Raw genomic sequence first — 18,242 nt, forward strand, 5'->3', positions numbered from 1 at the left:
TGCCGGGGCATTCGGATGCGGCACATCGCGTGGACGCCGCCGACCGGTTCACAGCTGGCTGCCGTACCTTGACCAGCATGGGGTTGTTCGCGCAGTGGCGTGGGACGGTGCTGGCGCGAGGCCATCAGCTGCTCGGTGCGCTGGGCCGGGCGGAGGAGCCCGACGACCCGTCCGAGCCGACGCCCAGCCTGAACCGTCTCGACGCGCTGGTGGACGGCTTCACCGCCGGCCAACCGGTGCGCTGGAGCATGGCCGGGCAACCCCGGCCGCTGCCCGGCCCGGTCGACGTGGTGGCGTACCGGATCATCGAGGAGGCGCTGACCAACGCCTGCCGGCACGCCCCGGGCGCTCCGGTCGGGGTCCGCCTGCGCTACGACCCCGCGGGCATCACCATCGAGATCCGCGACGAGGGCGCCGGGCCCGCCCCGGCAGGCGGCGGCAGCCAGGTCGCCGGGCAAGGTCTGCTCGGGGTACGCAGGCGCGCCGAGCGGCTCGGCGGCACCTTCTCCGCCGGCCCGCGCGCCGGAGGGGGCTTCACCGTACGGGCGGTCCTGCCCGCGCCCGAGGAAATGATCGGATGAACTGTCGACTCCAGGGCTTCCCCGATCGGGCACCTCGGAAATAGGCTGAGGGCGGCGACCGTGCTGGTGGCCGGTGACCCGGTGGGAGGCGCAACCCGCCGGGCCCAGGTGTGCTCCGCACCCACCGGTGACCGCGCGAACGCCGCGTACGTCCGGTCACCCCTCGCCCCGGTCCGCACAGGGAATCCCCATCACAACAGGGGAGAAGGACAATGGCGCGACCCATCACGCTCTTCACCGGCCAGTGGGCCGATCTTCCGTTCGAGGAGGTCTGCCGGCTCGCCTCCGAGTGGGGCTACGACGGTCTGGAGATCGCCTGCTGGGGCGACCACTTCGAGGTCGACAAGGCGCTCGCCGACGACTCGTACGTCGAGCGTAAGAAGGAGACCCTCGCGAAGTACAACCTCCAGGTCTTCACGATCTCCAACCACCTCGTCGGCCAGGCGGTCTGTGACCACCCGATCGACGAGCGGCACCAGGACATCCTGCCCGGCCGCATCTGGGGCGACGGGGAGCCCGAGGGGGTTCGTCAGCGGGCCGCCGAGGAGATCAAGGACACCGCGCGGGCGGCGGCGAAGCTCGGGGTGAAGACCGTTGTCGGCTTCACCGGTTCGTCGATCTGGCACACCCTGGCGATGTTCCCGCCGGTGCCGCCGGCGATGATCGAGCGCGGCTACCAGGACTTCGCCGACCGGTGGAACCCCATCCTCGACGTGTTCGACGAGGTGGGGGTGCGGTTCGCCCACGAGGTGCACCCGAGCGAGATCGCTTACGACTACTGGACGACGAAGCGGACGCTGGAGGCGATCGGCAACCGGCCCGCGTTCGGTCTGAACTGGGACCCGTCGCACTTCGTGTGGCAGGAGCTGGACCCGGTGAACTTCATCTTCGACTTCGCCGACCGGATCTACCACGTGGACTGCAAGGACGCGAAGGTGCGTACCGGGGATGGCCGGCGTGGCCGGCTCGCCTCGCACCTGCCCTGGGCGGACCTGCGCCGCGGGTGGGACTTCGTCTCCACCGGTCACGGCGACGTGCCCTGGGAGGACTGCTTCCGCGCGTTGAACGCGATCGGCTACACCGGCCCGATCTCGGTCGAGTGGGAAGACGCGGGGATGGACCGGCTGGTCGGCGCCCCGGAGGCGTTGCAGTTCGTCCGCCGGCTCGCCTTCGACGCACCGAGCGCCGCCTTCGACGCGGCGTTCAGCAGCAAGGACTGAGCGCACCCCGGACCGACCACGGGCCGGTCGCCCTGCGGCGACCGGCCCGTGTACGTGCGTGTGGTCAGAGCGTGCTGGCGTTCGTGCCCGAGCCGGACGGCTTGGTGCGGGGGTTGGTGGACGACGGCGACCCGGAGGTCGTGCCGACCGTGCTGGTGCCCGCCTTGGCGCCCACGGTGGCGGGCGTGCCGGCGAACGCGTCGTCGGCGGCGGTCAGCTCCTGCTTGCCGGTGCTGCCGTTGCCGGTGCCCAGCTTCTCGGCCAGTTTGGTCTGGCCGAGCTTGTCCTTGCCCTCGCTGTAGAGCTTGTTGGCCTGGGCCTGCGCGACCCCGGCCGCCTCCTGGACGGTCGGGTGGTCGAGCACCTTGCGGCCCCGGACCACGAGCTCTTCGTACTTCTCCCGGCCGGCACGGGCGCCCAGGACGAATCCCGCAGCCAGCCCGCCAAGAAACATGATCTTTCCGCGCATGGCGGCTCCTTCCGTACCTGACGCGCCGTCATCCTCCCGGCGAGTTGCCCCGTCGGAAGGCGACCTGTTCGCGCCTGCGTCCTCTGTCCGCAGCTAACTACCCATCCTGCTCCCCGCTCAAGCATGTCTGGGCCGGGATGGCGATTTACCCTGTATGTCGATGTGTCGTGGCACCTGACCTGCACATGTCGATCATCAGGCGCCCGGGTGGAACCCACTGGACCGCCACGGGGGAAAGTCCTGTACTCTTGTCCCGTCGCACGGCGTCGGCGAGATCCGATTCCGGGCGGTGCACGATCCCCTGTAGCTCAATTGGCAGAGCAGCCGGCTGTTAACCGGCAGGTTATTGGTTCGAGTCCAATCGGGGGAGCTTCTCCACCCAACGCCCGTCGGCCTGATGTCGACGGGCGTTCTCGCGCGCCGCCGCGCCGCGCCGCCGCGCCACCCGTGGCAGCAATATCGGGGATGTTGCTGCCACCAGGCCGTTTGAGGCAGCAACATCCGGGATGTTGCGCGGATCTTCTCACCGCGCAACGAGCACGATCTTGGGCGCGGGGCGCGGGGCGCGGGGCGCGGTGCGGCGGTGCGGGGCGCGGTGCGGCGGTGCGGGGCGCGGTGCGGCGGTGCGGCGGTGCGGGGGAACGGGAGGTTTCGGCCGCTTGGGGGCCTCGTGCCCGGCAGGATGGTCGCTGTCGAGCCTCCGCTGCGTCGAGCGACGCGCCGATCTCCTTGGAGGGTGAGTGCGGATGTCCGGACGAGGCGGCAAGGCCACGCTGATCGCGGTGGCGGTCGTGCTGGCCTGGTTGGTGATTGGCGGTGTGTCCGGCCCGTACGCGGGACGTCTGAGCGAGGTCGCCACCAACGACAACGCGGCCTTCCTGCCCACCGACGCCGAGGCGACCCGCGCCCAGGATCTCGCCGGCGAGTTCGTCGACCGGCAGACCACCCCGGCGCTGGTCGTCTACGAGCGGCGCTCCGGGATCACCGACGCGGACCGGCAACGGGTCAGCGCCGACGCCGCCCGGTTCGCCCAGATCCCCGGCGTGGTCACCCCGCTGCCCCCGCCCATTCCGAGCGAGGACGGCCAGGCGCTCCAGGTCGTCGTACCGGTGGACGACGCCGAGGGTGAGGAGATCGGCGCGGTCGTCGAGCAACTGCGCGACATCACCGGCGGCGACCGGGACGGCCTCACCGTCGACGTCTCCGGCCCGGCCGGCCTGCTCGCCGACCTGATCGAGGTCTTCTCGGCGATCGACGGCCCACTGCTGCTGGTCACCCTGGTCGTGGTGCTGATCATCCTGCTGGTCATCTACCGCAGCCCGGTCCTCTGGATCTTTCCGCTGCTTGCCGCCGGCATGTCGTACGCCCTCGCCTCGGTCTTCGTCTACCTGCTCGCCGACGCGGACGTGCTCAAGCTCAACGGGCAGGCCCAGGGCATCCTCACCGTGCTGGTCTTCGGCGCGGGCACCGACTACGCGCTGCTGCTGATCGCCCGCTACCGGGAGGAGCTGCACCGGCACGACCGGCCGTGGGCCGCCATGCGCGCCGCCTGGAAGGGTGCCGCACCGGCCATCATCGCGTCCGGCGGCACCGTCATCGTCAGTCTGCTCTGCCTGCTGCTGTCCAGCCTCAACTCCAACCGGGCGCTCGGCCCGGTCGCCGCCATCGGCATCGGCGCCACCCTGCTGGTGATGCTCACCTTCCTGCCCGCGCTGCTGGTGCTCGGCGGGCGGTGGGCGTTCTGGCCCCGACGGCCCGAAGCCGACCAGGCCGACCCACGGGCCGAACACGGCATCTGGAGTCGCATCGCCGGCTTCGTCGCCAGGCACGCCCGGCCGATCTGGCTGAGCACCGCCGTGGTGCTGGCAGTGCTGACGCTCGGCCTCACCCAGCTCGGCGCCACCGCCCTCGGCCAGTCCGACCTCTTCACCCAGCGCACCGACTCGGTGGACGGCCAGGAGGTGATCTCCCGGCACTACCCGGCCGGCACCGGCAGCCCGGCCATCATCTTCACCACCGAGCAGACCGCCCGGCAGGTCGCCCAGGTCGCGAAGGACGTGCCCGGCGTCGCCGACGTCCGCCCCCTCACCACCGGGCCGCAGACCGGCCCACCCGAGGCGAACGCCGCCCCGAAGGTCGTCGACGGGCGGGTGCAGTTGGAAGCCACCCTGGCCGATCCACCCGACAGCGACGGCGCCGAACGGACCATCCGCGAGCTGCGGGTCGCCGTACACCAGGTGCCCGGCGCGGACGCGGTGGTCGGTGGCTTCACCGCGATCAACGTGGACACCTCGGATGCCGCGAAGCGCGACCAGAACGTCATCATCCCGGTGGTGCTGGTGGTCATCGCGGTCATCCTGGCCCTGCTGCTGCGCGCGCTGCTCGCCCCGGTGCTGCTGATCGCCACCGTGCTGCTCAGCTTCGCGGCGACCCTCGGCCTCTGCGCGCTGCTGTTCCGCCACGTCTTCGACTTCCCCGGCGTGGACTCGTCGTTCCCGCTGTTCGCGTTCGTCTTCCTGGTCGCGCTCGGCATCGACTACAACATCTTCCTGATGAGCCGGGTCCGCGAGGAGTCGGTGAAGCGCGGCACCCGCGCCGGGGTGCTCTCCGGCCTCGCCGTCACGGGTGGCGTGATCACCTCCGCCGGCATCGTGCTCGCCGCGACGTTCTCCGCCCTCGCCGTCCTGCCGCTCGTGGTGCTCGTCGAGTTGGGTACCGCTGTCGCGATCGGGGTGCTGATCGACACCATCGTCGTCCGCTCGCTGCTGGTGCCCGCGCTCGCGTACGACATCGGGCCGAAGATCTGGTGGCCGGGCCGGTTGTCCCGGGCGAACGGCGGGCGGGAGGCGCGCGACGCTGGTTGAGACGTTCGCGCGCCGCTGTCAGTCCGGCACGCCGGCGCGTTGCCGCACTCCCCGGGGAATCCAGGACGGCGCTCCGCCGTCCAGGTTGCGCTCCTTCTCGACGAACGCCAGGTTGTGGTAAAAGTGCACGCCCCCGATGTCCGGGTCGGTGAAGGCCGGGGTCCGTCCGACGATCTCCTCGTGGTGCAGGCCGTCGACGAGCGTCTTGAGGAACCCGAGGCTCGTCGCCGGGTCGTCGTAGGTCCCGGCCCGACCGCCGAAGGTCGGCCAGTACGACGTCTGCAGGTCCTCCATGACGTACAGGCCACCGTGGCGCAGGACGGGGAAGAGGGACGCGAACGAGGCGAGCAGGTGGGCGCTGACGTGGCTGCCGTCGTCGATGACGATGTCCGGCCGGCCCATCACCTCCACCACCCGGGCCAGGTCGGCGGGGGACGACTGGTCGCCCTGCAGCACTGTGACCCGCTGGTCGGTGAGGTGCGACTTGTCGACGATGTCGAGCCCGTAGACGAGCGCCCGGGGAAAGTAGCGCCGCCAGACCTCCAGTGACGCCCCACCGCGGTGCTGGTCACCGAACCCGCCCACCCCGATCTCCAGGATGGTCAGTGGCTGGTCGCGTAGCGGGCCGAAGTGCTGCTCGTACCGGCGGGGGTAGGTGTGGTGGCCCCACTTGTCGGAGCCGTAGCGGACGCAGAGTTCGGCCAGGCCGATGTCGTACGGCCGGTCGAGGGCGTCCACGAGTCGGCGGACCACGTCGTAGGCGGGCAGTGGGCGGTCGAACGCCGACGGGTCCTCCAGGTGCCCCCAGTGGACCATTCGGCTGGCGCTGGACTGCGCACCGCGCGGCCCGAACAGGCTGCGGACCACCTCGGTGAGGTCCTGGGTCAGCGTCGCGTCGGGCGTCCCGACGGGCTCGGGGAGGTGCGCGATCCCCGTCGACCCGACCTGGAGCCCGTACCGGATCGTCGCGTCGCCGTGCCGCAGTCCCACCTGGACGGCGACGTCTGGGCCCGCCGGCACGTCCGCCCGGTGCAGCAGCTCGCCGACCACGGTGGCGGCGACGGCGTCCGCCCCGAGGTCGTCGATCACCGCCGTGATGCCGTCGGCGCTGCCCCCGGCCGCGGAGATGAGTCTGCCGAGTCCCGCCCGATCCACAGTCGTCTGCATCAGAAGATCATAAATGTCTACAGCAGTGTTTCGGGGGTACGTGGCAGACCCCGCCACCGGTGTAGCGCCACTGTTCCGCGGACCGCTGGACGGGCCCTGACCAGCTACTTTGGCGCATCCGAGCGGGCCGTTGCGGCGGCCTTGCCGCCGCTGGGCCAGCGGACTGCCCAGTTGCGAAAGTTGGAACCCGGGAAATTCCGGGGGTGAACCCCCATCGATCCGCGCTGACCTGGGGTTTCGCCGGCTGCCCGGCCGTCCTGTTCGGTTCGGCCAACCGGTACATCGGACAAAATGCCGCGGCCCGTAGAAACGAATTTAATACGGCCCGACATCGATGCCTTGCCGGGTCCTACCCGGTCGTGATTATCTTCAACCACGCCGCTCGCCGGTACGACAGAAAGACAGTCGCAAAGGCAGGCGGAAGACCGGGTCCGGCACCCTCGCCGGAACATTCAACTGAACGTTGGCTGCGCCTTGGCGTGCCCGTCCGAGAATTGTTGGAGGTGGCGACGGTGGTCACGAAACACGTGATGCCGATCGACTTGGACTCGGTCCCCGAGGTTGACGAAGTGCTGGTGGAGCTGGGTGTCGGCCCGTTCGTACGGGACACTGTCTCTGCTCCAATCGGCCGTAACGACGCCTGGTCAGGAGTCACCGAAAGCGGCCGGGACGTTTTCGTCAAGCGCCTCACCGGACAGGTCGAAGACACCAAGAACAGAATGCGCAGGCTGCTCGACTTCGAAGCCTACGCCGCGAAGGCGAATTTCAAGAATGTGCACTGGCCGCAATTCATCGGCAGCCACCCCGACCATCGGATCGTCGTTTTTGAACGAATCAACGACGCGGTGAACGGTGCCGCGCTGATGGTCGACGAGACCTTCAGCCTGGCCCACGCGCAGCAGGTCGGCCGGGCGATCGGCCACCTGCACGCGACCCCGCCACCGGAGGGCCTGCGCCTCGACGAGTCGCCGCCCGGGTTTCCGCCGGTCACGTTCCTGCAGGGCCTGCCGCTCTCGGTGTTCCTCAAGTCGAGTGCCGGCGAGATCGAGGCCTGGCGGTTGTTGCAGAACGACCCCGAGCTGATCGCCGCGGTGCAGCGCCTGCGCGACGCCGAACGGGACGCTCCCCGCGTTCCCTCGCACTGCGACCTGCGGGTGGACCAGTTCCTGGTCGCCGAGGACGGGTTGTTCCTCACCGACTGGGAGGAGTTCCGACTGGCCGACCCGGCCCGTGACGTCGGCGCGTTCGCCGGGGAGTGGGTCTACCGGTCGGTGCTCGACCTGGTCACCAACCGGGGCGACGAGGCGTTCGTCGACACCGAGTTCACCCACGAGCTGGTCCTGCAACGCGGTGTCGAGAAGATGCGCCGACTGCTGCCGCTGGTGCACGAGTTCTGGCGGGCGTACACCGACGTCCGGCCGGACATCGATGCGGGCCTCGCGGTCCGCGCGACCGCCTTCGCCGGCTGGCACCTGCTGGACCGGCTGGTCGCCGGCGCCCTGTCCTCGTCGCGGCTGTCCGCCATCCAGCGCGCCGCCGCCGGCGTCGGCCGCGCCGCGCTGGTCAACCCCGAGAAGTTCGCCACCACCCTCGGCTTTGGAGGTGCCCGATGACGTTGCAAGCCCAACCACTGGCCGGGGAACTGGCCCCCGCGATCCGGGACGCGGTCCGTCAGATCCGGGTCTCCCCGGACCGGACCACTGCCGTGATCGGTGGTCGCGAGGTCGTCGCCGACTTCCCCCGCGAGCTTCGCCGGTTGCTCGCCGAATCCATCTACAACGTGCTGCACTCGGGCCAGCCGGACGGCAAGGTGCCGACCCGGTTGCGGGAGGACGCACTCGAGGAACGCTTCACCGCGGCTGTGCCGCACCGGCAGATCCAGGTCGGGGCGGTCGTCCGGTCCACCGTGCAGCGCGACGCCGCCGGACGCGGACGGATCCTCGTCGAACGTGAGGGCCTGCGGATCTGGGCGCCGATCGAAGCGATCACCACGACCGGGTACGCCCCGGGCGAGCCGGTGCGGTTGGCCGTGCCGCCGTGGCGGGCCGCGCTGTCACCGGGCTTCTTCCTGGTCGACGGTTCCCGGCAACGGGACACCTCCCGGGGTGTGCTGCGGGTCTACCTCAACGTCCTCGACGTGGATCACGCGGTCGAGGCCTGGCGCGAGGTGCTCACGTTCCTCGAGGAGCACCAGGTGCCGTACCGGGCGAAGGTGCTCTCGGCCCGGGAGCTCTATCCCCGACGCGACGCGATAGTGGTCTACCTGGGCAGCGACTGGCAGCACGTCGCCGCCGACCTGGCGGAGCTGGCCCAGGGTCTGCGCGGCACCGGCCCCGAGACGTCGGTGTTCGTCGAGCGGATCGCCCCCGGCGTCGGCACGGCCTGGGAGCCGGTCGACGGCAGGTCCGGCAGGCAGGGGCTGAGCTTCGGCCAGCACCGCGCCACCGTCCTGGCCGCGGCACTGGTGGAGGCCGCCGACGACCTCCAGCGGGTCGACTCGCTGATCGTCTCGCGCTTCCGGGAGGCCGGCATCGACCCCACCAACCCGGCCCGCAACACCACCGTCTGAAACCGACCGACAACACATCGCCAAGACCTGAGCTCGCTTGCTGGGAGGGTCAACAGGGGCGTTCCCAGTTTGGAGCTCAGTGCTTCCCCGAAGGAGAGAGAAGTGAACACGGACATCACCAAGAGCGACAACATCATGGAGCTCGTGTCCAGCTACGAGACCTACCTCGAGGCGGACGACGACCTGGGTGTCTCCGCCGTCGCGGACGCCCCGGCGACCACCTGGTACTGCGCGAGCGCCGCGGTCAGCTTCCTCACCGCCGCCACCTACGAGGCGACCTGCTGACCAGCTCTTCCCCGATCCCGTCCGCACTTGGGCGGACGTCAGGTAACACCACGCACACAGAGGAGAGGTACATGCAGGAGAAGGCGAACAACATCGAGGAGCTGCTGGCGGGCTACGAGACGTACAGCACCGCCGAGGACATCGACCTCTCGGCCGTCTCGGACGCTCCCGCCACGACTCCCGGCTGCGCCATCGTCAGCGCCGGCGTCAGCTGGATGAGCGGCCAGGTGGTCTCGAAGACCATCGACGACGGCTGCTGAAACGAGTACCAGGTCCGGAGCGGCGGGCCGGAATCCCGCCGGCCCGCCGCTCGGACCCTGACGACCCCTAGCGAGGTGCACCGCGATGACTGAGATCCCGCCCTTCCAGCAACTGTTGACCATGACCGACCTTCTGGTCCCGGCCGCCGTCCGCGCGGCCGCCACGCTCGGCATCGCGGACCACATCGCGGCCGGCGCCACCACCGCTGCCGAGATCGCCCACCGCGCCGGCAGCGCCCCCGACGTGACCGGGACGCTGCTGCGCTACCTGGTCGAGATCAAGATCCTGGAGAGCGGCCCCGACGGGGAGTACGCGCTGACCCCGCTGGGCGACCCGCTGCGCTCCGACCATCCGCAGAGCGTGCGTCAGGTCCTGCGCAACGACGGCATGATCGGCAGCATCACGCTGAGCCTGCTGCGCCTCGACCACACGGTGCGTACCGGCCGGCCGGGCTACGCCGCCGAGTTCGGCCGGGACTACTGGGACGCGGTGAACACCGACCCGGCCTTCGCCGCCGAGTGGCGCGAGCAGGGCGAGGCCGCCGACGAGCTGGACAAGCAGGTGCTCCGCTGGGACGCCGGAAAGATCATTTCCGAGTACGACTGGAGCGGCGTCGACAGTTTCATCGACGTCGGCGGTCACCTGGGCAGCCTGACCATGGCCCTGGCCCGGGCCCACCCGCACCTGCACGGCACCCTGCTCGACCTGCGGAACGTGTCGGCGGAGGCCGGTCGACGCTTCGCGCGCAGCGACGTCGCGGACCGGGTGGCGGCGGTGCAGGGCAGCTTCTTCGACCCGCTGCCGCCCGGCAAGGACGTGTACCTGCTCTCCGCCATCCTCGCGGACTGGTCCGACGACGAGGCGGTCCTGATCCTGAAGCGTTGCCGGGAGGCGGCCGGGGCCACCGGCCGGGTGCTGGTCGCCGACATCGCCATGCCGGTCTCCGGCCCCGGCTCGGAGCTTCAGCTGCGGTCGATGATGCCGGCGCCCACGCGGACGGCCGAGGCGATCGAGCGGCTCGGCGCCGAGGCCGGCCTCCGGGTCTCCTGGCGCGGCCCCGCGACGGCGGTCCGGACCCTGATCGAGTTCACCGCCCACTAGCACAGCTGCCGAACGGAGAATCCCATGCGACACCATCCGCCGGAGGCGCGGCGACAAGCGGACCGGCCGCTGCGCATCCTGCGCGACCTGGCCACCGGGCACCCGGGCACGATGCTGCTGATCGGCCTGCTCGCCCTGGCGTCCACCGCCGGCACCCTGGCGCTGCCCTGGGCGGTCGGTCGGCTCATCGCCACGCTGGGCGACGGCGCCGCCGACCGGTGGACGGTCTGGCTGATCGTCTTCGGGCTCGGCGCGGCACTGGCCAACACGCTCGCCACCTTCCTGCTCTCCCGGCTGGGCCAGCGGATGATCTGCCGGCTGCGGGTCCGCACCATGGGCCACGCGCTGCGTCTGCCGCTCGCCGAGGTACGACGCGAGGGCAGCGGCAACCTGGTCACCCGGATCACCGCTGACACCTCGCGGGTCAAGAAGCTGATCGACGTCGGCCCGATCCAGCTCCCGATCGCCGGGCTCACCGCCATCGGCACGTTGGTGATCATGGGCTTCCTGGACTGGCTCCTGCTGGCCGTGACGGTGGGCGCGTTCGCGGTCGCCGGCGGCCTGATCACCCTGGTGGTCAAGCGACTGCGGCGCAGTTACGTCGCGGTGCAGGAGTCCACCGGCCTGCTGGCCCAGCGGTTCGTCGCGGCCGTCGACGCGGTCAAGGTGATCAAGGCGTACCGGGCTGAGGAGTCGGTGAGCGAGGATCTGGCCACCCACGCCGAGGCCGTCGCCCGCCGCGAGATCGACGCCGCCCGGATGGAGGCCCTGATGACCCCGGTGGTCAACCTGGGCCAGCAGATCGCACTGGTCGCGGTGATCACCGGGGGCGGCGCGCGGTTGGTCGCCGGCACCCTGTCGCTGGCCGACTTCGTGGCGTTCCTGCTCTACCTGCTTCAGCTCACCGGCCCGTTCATGATGATCGCGGCAGGTGTCACGGCACTGAAGATGGGCACCGTCGCCCGGGAACGCTTCACCGGCCTCTTCGAGAAGCCCCAGGAGTCCGGCGGCGAGAACGCGCAGCCGGTCACCGCCCCGGCCGGTCCGGTGCCGGCGGTGCAGTTCGACCACGTCGACTTCAGCTACGGCAGCACGCCGGTGCTGCGGGACGTCTCCTTCGAGGTGCCGGCCCGGGGGCTGACCGCCATCGTCGGCCTTTCCGGAGCGGGGAAGACCACCGCTGTGGAGCTGATCCAGCGCTTCGCCGACGTCACCTCGGGCAGCATCCGGGTGCAGGGCCGGGACACCCGCACCTGGCCACTAGCCGACCTGCGCGCCCAGGTGGCCTACGTGGACCAGGCGGCCAGCTCGGTGCAGGACACCGTGCGCCGCAACCTTACCCTGGGCCGTGGCGACGCGGCGTTCTCCGACGGGGAGCTGTACGCGGTGCTGCACCGCGTCGGCCTGGCCGACGAGATCCGCCGCAAGCCGCAGGGCCTGGACACCGTCCTGGCCGGCGACGTGGACCTCTCCGGCGGTCAGCGTCAGCGGCTCGCCATCGCCCGGGCCATGCTGACCGACGCCCCACTGGTGCTCCTCGACGAACCGTCGTCGCACCTGGACAGCATCAACGAGCAGAAGCTCCGTGACCTGGTCGACGACCTGGCCGCCACCCGCGCCGTACTGGTGGTGGCGCATCGGATCTCCACGATCCAGCACGCCGACCACGTGGTCATCCTCCAGTCGGGCGAGGTCGTCGGTCAGGGACCGCACGACGAGCTTCTGCGCAACTGCTCGAACTACACCGATCTGGTCCGTGGCCAGATGCTGGTCGGAACAGGAGCCCTGGCATGACGCACTACTCGATCATGATGCCGTTCGCGCCGCGCCGCCCCGAGCAACTGCTGCCGTTCGCCGCGCTCACCCAGTGGAGCGAGGCATCCTGCCTCTGGCAGGGGCAGGGCAACGTCGGCGACACCCACATCAGCTTCTCGTACGCCGCGGCCAGCGGTTTCCGGGTCCCGATGGGCACCTCGGTCAACCTCATGCCGTTCCTGCACCCGTACGACGCCGCGCTGCGCGCCCAGACCCTGGCGGTGGCCACCGGGCACCGCGTGGTGGCCGGCTTCGGCCCCGGTGGCGCGTCGTTGCAGCGCGGCACGCTCGGTGCCCCGTACCGCAGCCAGCTCGGCGCGGTCCGCGAGTACGTGACGATCGTCCGGTCCCTGTTGGAGACCGGCAAGGTCAACCACCAGGGCGAGTTCTTCTCCTGCGGCATGGAGCTGGGCACGTTCCCCCGCCCGGCCGTCGAGATCGGGCTGGGCGTGCTGCGGCCCCGGATGGCGGAGCTGGCGGGTGAGGTCGCGGACGTGGCGATCACCTGGCTGACGCCGGCCTCGTACCTGCGGGACACGGTGGTGCCCGCGCTGCGCCGGGGTGCGGAGCGGGCCGGGCGGCCGATGCCGCGCGTGGTCGCGATCGTGCCGATGGCGCTGCGCACGTCCGACCGCGACCCGGTCGACCTCGCCCTGAACAGCAACTCCGGGCACATGCGCCTGCCGCACTACATCGACATGCTGAGCCGCTCCGGCATCGACGTGGACATGGCCGACGACCCGCGGGCCAGCGGTCGGGCCCTCGTCGAGGGTGGCGCCTTCCTCTACGGCGACCAGGAGGAGCTGACGCAGGGCATCAAGGAGTTCAGTGCCGCGGGCGCCGACGAGGTGGCGTTCAACCTGGCCGGGGTCTGCGTGACCTACGGGGCCAAGACCACGCTGCGTGAGCTGGAGACCATCCTCGGGAACGTGGCGCGATGAGTGCCGGGCCACCGCTGGAGTTCCTGGAGACACCGGAGTTGGAGCTGAGGCGGCTGCTGCTGGTGATCACCGGCTCGGCCGCGGCCAGCAACGTGCCGACCTGGCTGAACTGGCTCCGGGAGACGTACCCCCGGCTGGAGGTGGCAGTGGTCGCCACCCCCAGCGCCCTGCGGTTCGTGACCCGGCAGGCGCTGAGCCTGCGGACCGACCACGAGGTGCTCGTCGACACCTGGGAGGACTGCGAGCGGGCCCGGCACGTCGAGCACGTCGAGTGGGCGGACGCCATGCTGGTCTACCCGGCGACGTTCCACTTCGTCGCCCGGCTCGCCCTCGGGCTCGCCGACAGCCCCGCGCTGCTGGCGATGCAGTGCACCTCCGCGCCGGTCGGCCTGTCACCCGCGCTGCCGCCCGGTGGCCTGGACAGCCCGGCGTTCCAGCGGCACTGGGCGACGCTGGCCGAGCGGCGCAACGTGGCCCTGATCCCTCCGCTGCCCGCGCGCAGCCTCACCACCGGCCGCGACGACGGCTGGGTGAGTCCACCACTGCCGGAGGCGCTGCGCAGGCTGGAGGCCCGCCGTCGTGAGCTGGCCGAGGTGGACGTGCCGGTCCTGACCGGGGGAGCGGCCCGATGACCACCGCCACGGTGACCGCGCCGGCCGGCCGGGACTTCGGCACCGGCCTGCTGGTCACCGCGGTACGCCAGGAACCCGCCGGTGGGTACCGGTGGCGGCGCGCCCCCGGGCCGCTGGCGCCCGCGCCGTTCGTGCCGGCCGGCATCGCACCGCGCCGGCTCGGCGCCGCAGGACCGGGCGCGACGTCGGTGCGCTGGGTGGTGGGTGAGCCCGACGGCGACGCCCGCACCTACCGGGTACGGGGCGCGACCTCGGTGGCCGCCGTCCTGTTGGGCGACGGTCCCGAGCCGGCGCTGGCGTCGCTGTTGCACGGGCTCGGCCAGGCGCTGCGCGAGCTGCACGCGCAACCTGTCCCGCCGGGTGTCGCGGCGGGGGGAGCGCCGCGCGGGCTGGTCCGGTTCACCCGCTGGCTCGACGGGCGCTCACCGCACCCGCGTGGCGCGTACGCCGAATCCCTGCTGCGCTCCCGGCTCGGCGCCGCGGCCCTGGGGCGGGTGCGGGAGCACACCGCGCAGATCGCCGCCGACGAGGAGCGCGTCCTGTGCCATGGTGCGCCCGGTCTGGGCTCGCTCATTCCGGCGGAGGGGGAGCCGGCGGGCGCCGACGCGCTCATCGGCGAGGACGTGTGCGCCGCGCCCTGGTACTACGACCTCGGCTGGGTCCTCGGTGAACTCGTCGAGTTGCAGTGGTATCTGGGCGGCGACCGGCCGGCGTGGCAACTGTTGATCAACGCGTTGCTCGACGGTTACGGCCGCGAACTCGACGACCGGTGGCGCGAGACCGTCGCGTTCCGGGTGCTGCTGCACGTGCACGACTACATCAGCTACGTCGGCTGGGAGCCGAAGGTCTTCGACAAATACACCGGGTTCGCCCGGCACCTGCTGTCCTCCTGAGGAAAACCCATGACTGTCCCGGCTGGGTCACGGCCCGCTCATCCGCTGCACCGGCGCACGCTGCCGAACGGCCTGCGCGTGGTGCTCCTGCCCGACTGGCCGACCCCCCGGTGCGCGGTGAGCGTCCACTACGGCACCGGCTTCCGGGCCGAGTCGCCGGGTAGCGAGGGGATCGCCCACCTCGTCGAGCACCTGATGTTCCGGGGCAGCGAGAGCCTGCCGGACGGGCGGTTCTACGACGACCTGCACCCGCTCGGCGGTACGGCCAACGGCACCACGCACGCCGACTACACCGACTACTTCCAGGTGGTGCCGGCCGCGGCGCTGGAACAGGCGCTGTTCCGGGAGGCGGACCGGATGCGCGCGCCGCGGTTCACCGACGACGAGCTGGCCAGCCAGCTCGTCGAGGTGGGCCGCGAGATCGAGAGCATGCGGGACAGCCGGCTGTACGGCAGGCTGCCGTGGCCGGGCCTGCCCGAGGTGATGTTCCGGTCGTTCGCCAACGCCCACGACGGTTACGGCGACGTGGCCAGGCTGCGGACGTTGACGGTGGACGACTGCGCCGCCTTCTTCGACGCGCACTACGTACCCGCGAACGCGGTTCTCACGATCGTGACCCCGCACCCGGCGGCGGCGGTCTGGCCGCTGGTGGAGCGGCACTTCGCGGGGGTGCCCGCCCGGCCGGCGGACCCGCCGCCGTGGATCGCCGAGCCACCGCCGGACTCCGACCGGCAGGTCCGTCAGCGGGTCCCCGACGCGGTGCGGACCGCGCTGGCACTCGGCTACCGACTGCCTGATCCGCTGCGGGAGCTGCCGGACTACGTGGCGTGCATGGTGCTGGGCTGGATGACCACCCGGTGGCGGCCGCCGCGCTCCGGCGTACGCGCCAGCGCCGGCTGCGGCTTCTTCGGGCCGCTGGACGCGCTGGCGCCGGATGCCTTCGTGGTGACCGCCGTGCTGCCGGACGACGTGACGCCGGACGGCTTCGTCGGCGACCTGGCGGCCGAGTGGTCACGCCTCGGCGATCCGGCGCGGGCCGGGGCCGGAGTGCGCCGGGCGGTTGCCGAACTGGCCGGGCAGCACCGCCGGCGGCATGCCCGGCTGGAGGAGCGCTGCCGTGCGCTGGGCCGCTTCGAGCTGCTGTTCGGCCGGGCGGAGCTGGTCGACGACCTCCCCCGCCTGATCGCGGACACCCCGGCTGAGCGGGTGTCCCGGGCCGCTGCGGCGCTGGCCGCCGCGCCGAGCGCGCTGCTCGTCGCCGGCCCGGACGGGGAGGACCGGCCCACCCGACGGCCGGACTCCGCAGCGGCCGGGGCGCCGGGCCGGCGTCCGGGCCGGGCCCGGCGCACCGCCGCGCAGCTCGGTTCCAGCCTGGACGGCCCGCGCCAGCTGCCCGAGCTGGGTGCGGCCGTCCCGCCGACGCTGACCGGGGCGCGGGAGGTCAGCCTCGGCAACGGGCTGCGGGTCATCGCGATTCCCGATCGCCGGGCCGAGCTGGTGGAGCTGCGGTTGCGGCTACCGCTCGGGCCGGACGGCTGGCGTGATCCGCGGCGGGCCGCCGAGCTGCTGCGGGTCCTCGGCGCGCACACCGACGCGGCCCGGCGGGTCGCCGACATCGGCGGCGAGTTGCAGCTGACGCAGGACGGCCAGTGGGCCGACCTGAGCGCGTGGGCGCCGGTCGCGCAGTTGCCGGTGCTGCTGCGGGTGGTGGCCGACGTGCTGGTTCCCGGGCCGCTGCCCGAGTGGCGACCGCTGCCGCCGGCCCGGCCCGCGCCGGTCGCCCCGCAGCAGCGGATGGACGAGGCGCTGCGCCGGCACTGGGCCGGTCGGACCGGGCCGGCACCGGCGGACCCGAGCGCGCTGCACCTGCGGGTGTTCCGTCCGCAGCACGCCACGCTGGTCGTCGTCGGCGCCGCCGACGCCGAGGTGCTCCTCGCGCCGGTCGCCGACGTCCTGGGCGGCTGGCCTGCCGGGCCCGTTGCCCGACCGGCACCTGACGATCCCGGACCGCAGCTGCTGCTCCTGCGGGAGGCGGCCGGCGACACCGTCCATCTCACGCTCTCCGGGCGTGAGCCCGAGATCGGGTCGGCGGAGCCCGCCCGGTATCTGACCACCGCGCTGCTGGGCGGGCACACCGCCGCCCGGCTGGCCGAGCGGTGTCGTCGCCTGGGTCACGCCGATGTCATGTTGGCGCGCCGCGACGTGCTGGCCGGGTATCGGCGGGCGTCCGTGCGGCTGGCAGTGCCGCGGGAGCGGATCGGTGAGGCGGTGGCGGGGGTCCGTGCGGAGGTTGCCGCGCTGATCGCCGAGCCGCCGTCGCAGGAGGAGCTGGCGGCCGTGCGCCGGTACTGCTCGGCGCAGTTGCTGTCGGCCTTCGACTCACCGGCGGGGCTGGCGGACGCGCTGCGGCACACCACGGCCTCGGGGCGTGGCCTGGACTGGGTGGTGCGACGGCCCGAGCTGCTGCGTACGCCACGACCCGTCGACGTGTCCGCCGCCGCCCGGGACCTCTTCGGCGCGCTGAGTCACACCGTCGTGCTGGGTGATCCGCCCGCCGACTTTTCGACGGATCGACTTGCCGCTATGGAAAGTCGAGCCTAGACTTTCCATCATGGAAACAGGAGGAATCATGAACCGGATAGGCCCGCAGGAAGCGCGCCAGGCACTGGTCCAGGTCGCCGGTGGCCGCGAGATCATCGCCGGCCGGGCCGTCGCGCCCTGGTGGTACCACCTGGGTATCGGCCTGTCACTGCTGTGGGCGTTCGCGGCGGTCTCCATCGGCTGGGCGTGGATCCCGTACGGCGTGATCATCGGTCTGCTGGTCGGGCCACTGCTGTTCAATCTCGCGGCCAACCACGTCACCGGCATCTCACTGGACCGCTACCACGCGACCCCCGGCGCCCGCCGGATCAGCGTCCGCGCCGGTGCGGCGCTGCCCGTGCTGATCGTGCTCGGGCTCGCCCTCGAATGGGGTGCCGACCTGCGCGGCAGCATGGCGGTCTGCGGTGTCGTCATGCTCGTCATCACGATCGTCGCCGGCCGTCGCATCGACGCGGCGCTCGTACGTGACCTGGGCCGGCAGGCATGAGGTCCGGCTTCGACGAGGTCATCCACCCGCTCAACCGACTGCAGATCTGCGCCATGCTCAGCCGCGTCGAGTCGCTGTCGTTCTCGACCATCCGCGACGCCCTGGCGGTCAGCGACTCGGTGCTCAGCAAGCAGCTCAAAGTGTTGCAGGAAGCCGGTTACGTGACAGTACGCAAGGAGTCATTCAATTCTCGAATCCACGCTTGGGTGGCGCTCACACCGCTCGGTAGAACTGTCTTCACCGCGCACATGGCCGAGCTTCGCCGAGTCGCCGACAGCGTGGTGACCGACGACCGCCCCCGTCCGTAGCGACCCGATCGTTCGCACCGGCGGCGGCCAACCTGCAAGAGGGGGGAA

The 18,242-nt window shown here is 71.7% G+C and carries 17 protein-coding genes and 1 tRNA gene; 16 read left to right on the forward strand and 2 right to left on the reverse strand.

What is annotated here, in order from left to right; translation table 11 throughout:
• The first annotated feature begins 77 nt into the window (after positions 1 to 77).
• The gene (locus tag QCZ28_RS23820) at positions 78 to 581 is read left to right on the forward strand and encodes an ATP-binding protein (protein ID WP_279518733.1); all 504 of its coding nucleotides are present in this window, start codon (positions 78 to 80) and stop codon (positions 579 to 581) included.
• A gap of 212 nt (positions 582 to 793) precedes the next feature.
• Positions 794 to 1,801: a sugar phosphate isomerase/epimerase family protein gene (locus QCZ28_RS23825; protein WP_210865393.1), complete on the forward strand. Its 1,008-nt coding sequence runs from the start codon at positions 794 to 796 to the stop codon at positions 1,799 to 1,801.
• A gap of 64 nt (positions 1,802 to 1,865) precedes the next feature.
• On the opposite strand, the gene QCZ28_RS23830 is transcribed toward QCZ28_RS23825, so the two are convergent.
• A complete protein-coding gene (locus QCZ28_RS23830; protein WP_030330394.1) occupies positions 1,866 to 2,270 on the reverse strand; it encodes a hypothetical protein in 405 nt (134 codons plus the stop codon).
• A 297-nt stretch (positions 2,271 to 2,567) separates the two neighbouring features.
• Between QCZ28_RS23830 and QCZ28_RS23835 the strand changes: the two genes are divergently transcribed.
• Both QCZ28_RS23835 and QCZ28_RS23840 read left to right on the forward strand, forming a co-directional pair.
• Positions 2,568 to 2,640, forward strand: a tRNA-Asn gene (locus tag QCZ28_RS23835).
• A 376-nt stretch (positions 2,641 to 3,016) separates the two neighbouring features.
• Positions 3,017 to 5,134: an MMPL family transporter gene (locus QCZ28_RS23840; RefSeq protein WP_279518734.1), complete on the forward strand. Its 2,118-nt coding sequence runs from the start codon at positions 3,017 to 3,019 to the stop codon at positions 5,132 to 5,134.
• 18 nt (positions 5,135 to 5,152) lie between these two features.
• Here QCZ28_RS23840 and QCZ28_RS23845 read toward each other — a convergent pair whose 3' ends face one another.
• Positions 5,153 to 6,301, reverse strand: a complete 1,149-nt coding sequence (locus QCZ28_RS23845) for a class I SAM-dependent methyltransferase (RefSeq protein WP_279518735.1) — start codon at positions 6,299 to 6,301, stop codon at positions 5,153 to 5,155.
• 530 nt (positions 6,302 to 6,831) lie between these two features.
• Here QCZ28_RS23845 and lxmK point away from each other — a divergent pair.
• From lxmK to QCZ28_RS23905, 12 genes are all read left to right on the forward strand, one after another.
• Positions 6,832 to 7,914, forward strand: a complete 1,083-nt coding sequence (gene lxmK / locus QCZ28_RS23850) for a class V lanthionine synthetase subunit LxmK (protein WP_279518736.1) — start codon at positions 6,832 to 6,834, stop codon at positions 7,912 to 7,914.
• Positions 7,911 to 8,870 carry a T3SS effector HopA1 family protein gene (locus QCZ28_RS23855; RefSeq protein WP_279518737.1) on the forward strand — a complete coding sequence of 320 codons (960 nt, stop codon included), beginning with the start codon at positions 7,911 to 7,913 and terminating at the stop codon, positions 8,868 to 8,870. The genes lxmK and QCZ28_RS23855 overlap by 4 nt, the downstream gene beginning before the upstream one ends.
• 102 nt (positions 8,871 to 8,972) lie before the next feature.
• Entirely contained in the window at positions 8,973 to 9,155 is a 183-nt protein-coding gene (locus QCZ28_RS23860; protein ID WP_030330389.1) for a hypothetical protein, read from the forward strand.
• A gap of 71 nt (positions 9,156 to 9,226) precedes the next feature.
• Complete coding sequence (locus tag QCZ28_RS23865) at positions 9,227 to 9,415, forward strand: LxmA leader domain family RiPP (RefSeq protein ID WP_030330388.1); 189 nt, start codon at positions 9,227 to 9,229, stop codon at positions 9,413 to 9,415.
• An 85-nt stretch (positions 9,416 to 9,500) separates the two neighbouring features.
• A complete protein-coding gene (locus QCZ28_RS23870; RefSeq protein ID WP_279518738.1) occupies positions 9,501 to 10,517 on the forward strand; it encodes a methyltransferase in 1,017 nt (338 codons plus the stop codon).
• Positions 10,518 to 10,541: 24 nt separating this feature from the next.
• Entirely contained in the window at positions 10,542 to 12,311 is a 1,770-nt protein-coding gene (locus QCZ28_RS23875; RefSeq protein WP_279518739.1) for an ABC transporter ATP-binding protein, read from the forward strand.
• A complete protein-coding gene (locus QCZ28_RS23880) occupies positions 12,308 to 13,273 on the forward strand; it encodes an LLM class flavin-dependent oxidoreductase (protein WP_279518740.1) in 966 nt (321 codons plus the stop codon). Before QCZ28_RS23875 ends, QCZ28_RS23880 begins: the two co-directional genes overlap by 4 nt.
• The gene (locus tag QCZ28_RS23885) at positions 13,270 to 13,905 is read left to right on the forward strand and encodes a flavoprotein (RefSeq protein ID WP_279518741.1); all 636 of its coding nucleotides are present in this window, start codon (positions 13,270 to 13,272) and stop codon (positions 13,903 to 13,905) included. The genes QCZ28_RS23880 and QCZ28_RS23885 overlap by 4 nt, the downstream gene beginning before the upstream one ends.
• A complete protein-coding gene (locus QCZ28_RS23890; protein ID WP_279518742.1) occupies positions 13,902 to 14,798 on the forward strand; it encodes a phosphotransferase in 897 nt (298 codons plus the stop codon). Before QCZ28_RS23885 ends, QCZ28_RS23890 begins: the two co-directional genes overlap by 4 nt.
• 9 nt (positions 14,799 to 14,807) lie before the next feature.
• Positions 14,808 to 17,399 carry a M16 family metallopeptidase gene (locus tag QCZ28_RS23895; RefSeq protein ID WP_279518743.1) on the forward strand — a complete coding sequence of 864 codons (2,592 nt, stop codon included), beginning with the start codon at positions 14,808 to 14,810 and terminating at the stop codon, positions 17,397 to 17,399.
• A gap of 10 nt (positions 17,400 to 17,409) precedes the next feature.
• On the forward strand, positions 17,410 to 17,886 hold the full coding sequence (locus QCZ28_RS23900) for a hypothetical protein (RefSeq protein WP_279518744.1): 477 nt from the start codon (positions 17,410 to 17,412) through the stop codon (positions 17,884 to 17,886).
• Complete coding sequence (locus tag QCZ28_RS23905; RefSeq protein WP_030330380.1) at positions 17,883 to 18,194, forward strand: transcriptional regulator; 312 nt, start codon at positions 17,883 to 17,885, stop codon at positions 18,192 to 18,194. The genes QCZ28_RS23900 and QCZ28_RS23905 overlap by 4 nt, the downstream gene beginning before the upstream one ends.
• Positions 18,195 to 18,242 lie beyond the last annotated feature (48 nt).

This window comes from Micromonospora sp. DH14, assembly GCF_029809455.1.
GTDB classification, from domain to species: domain Bacteria; phylum Actinomycetota; class Actinomycetes; order Mycobacteriales; family Micromonosporaceae; genus Micromonospora; species Micromonospora parva.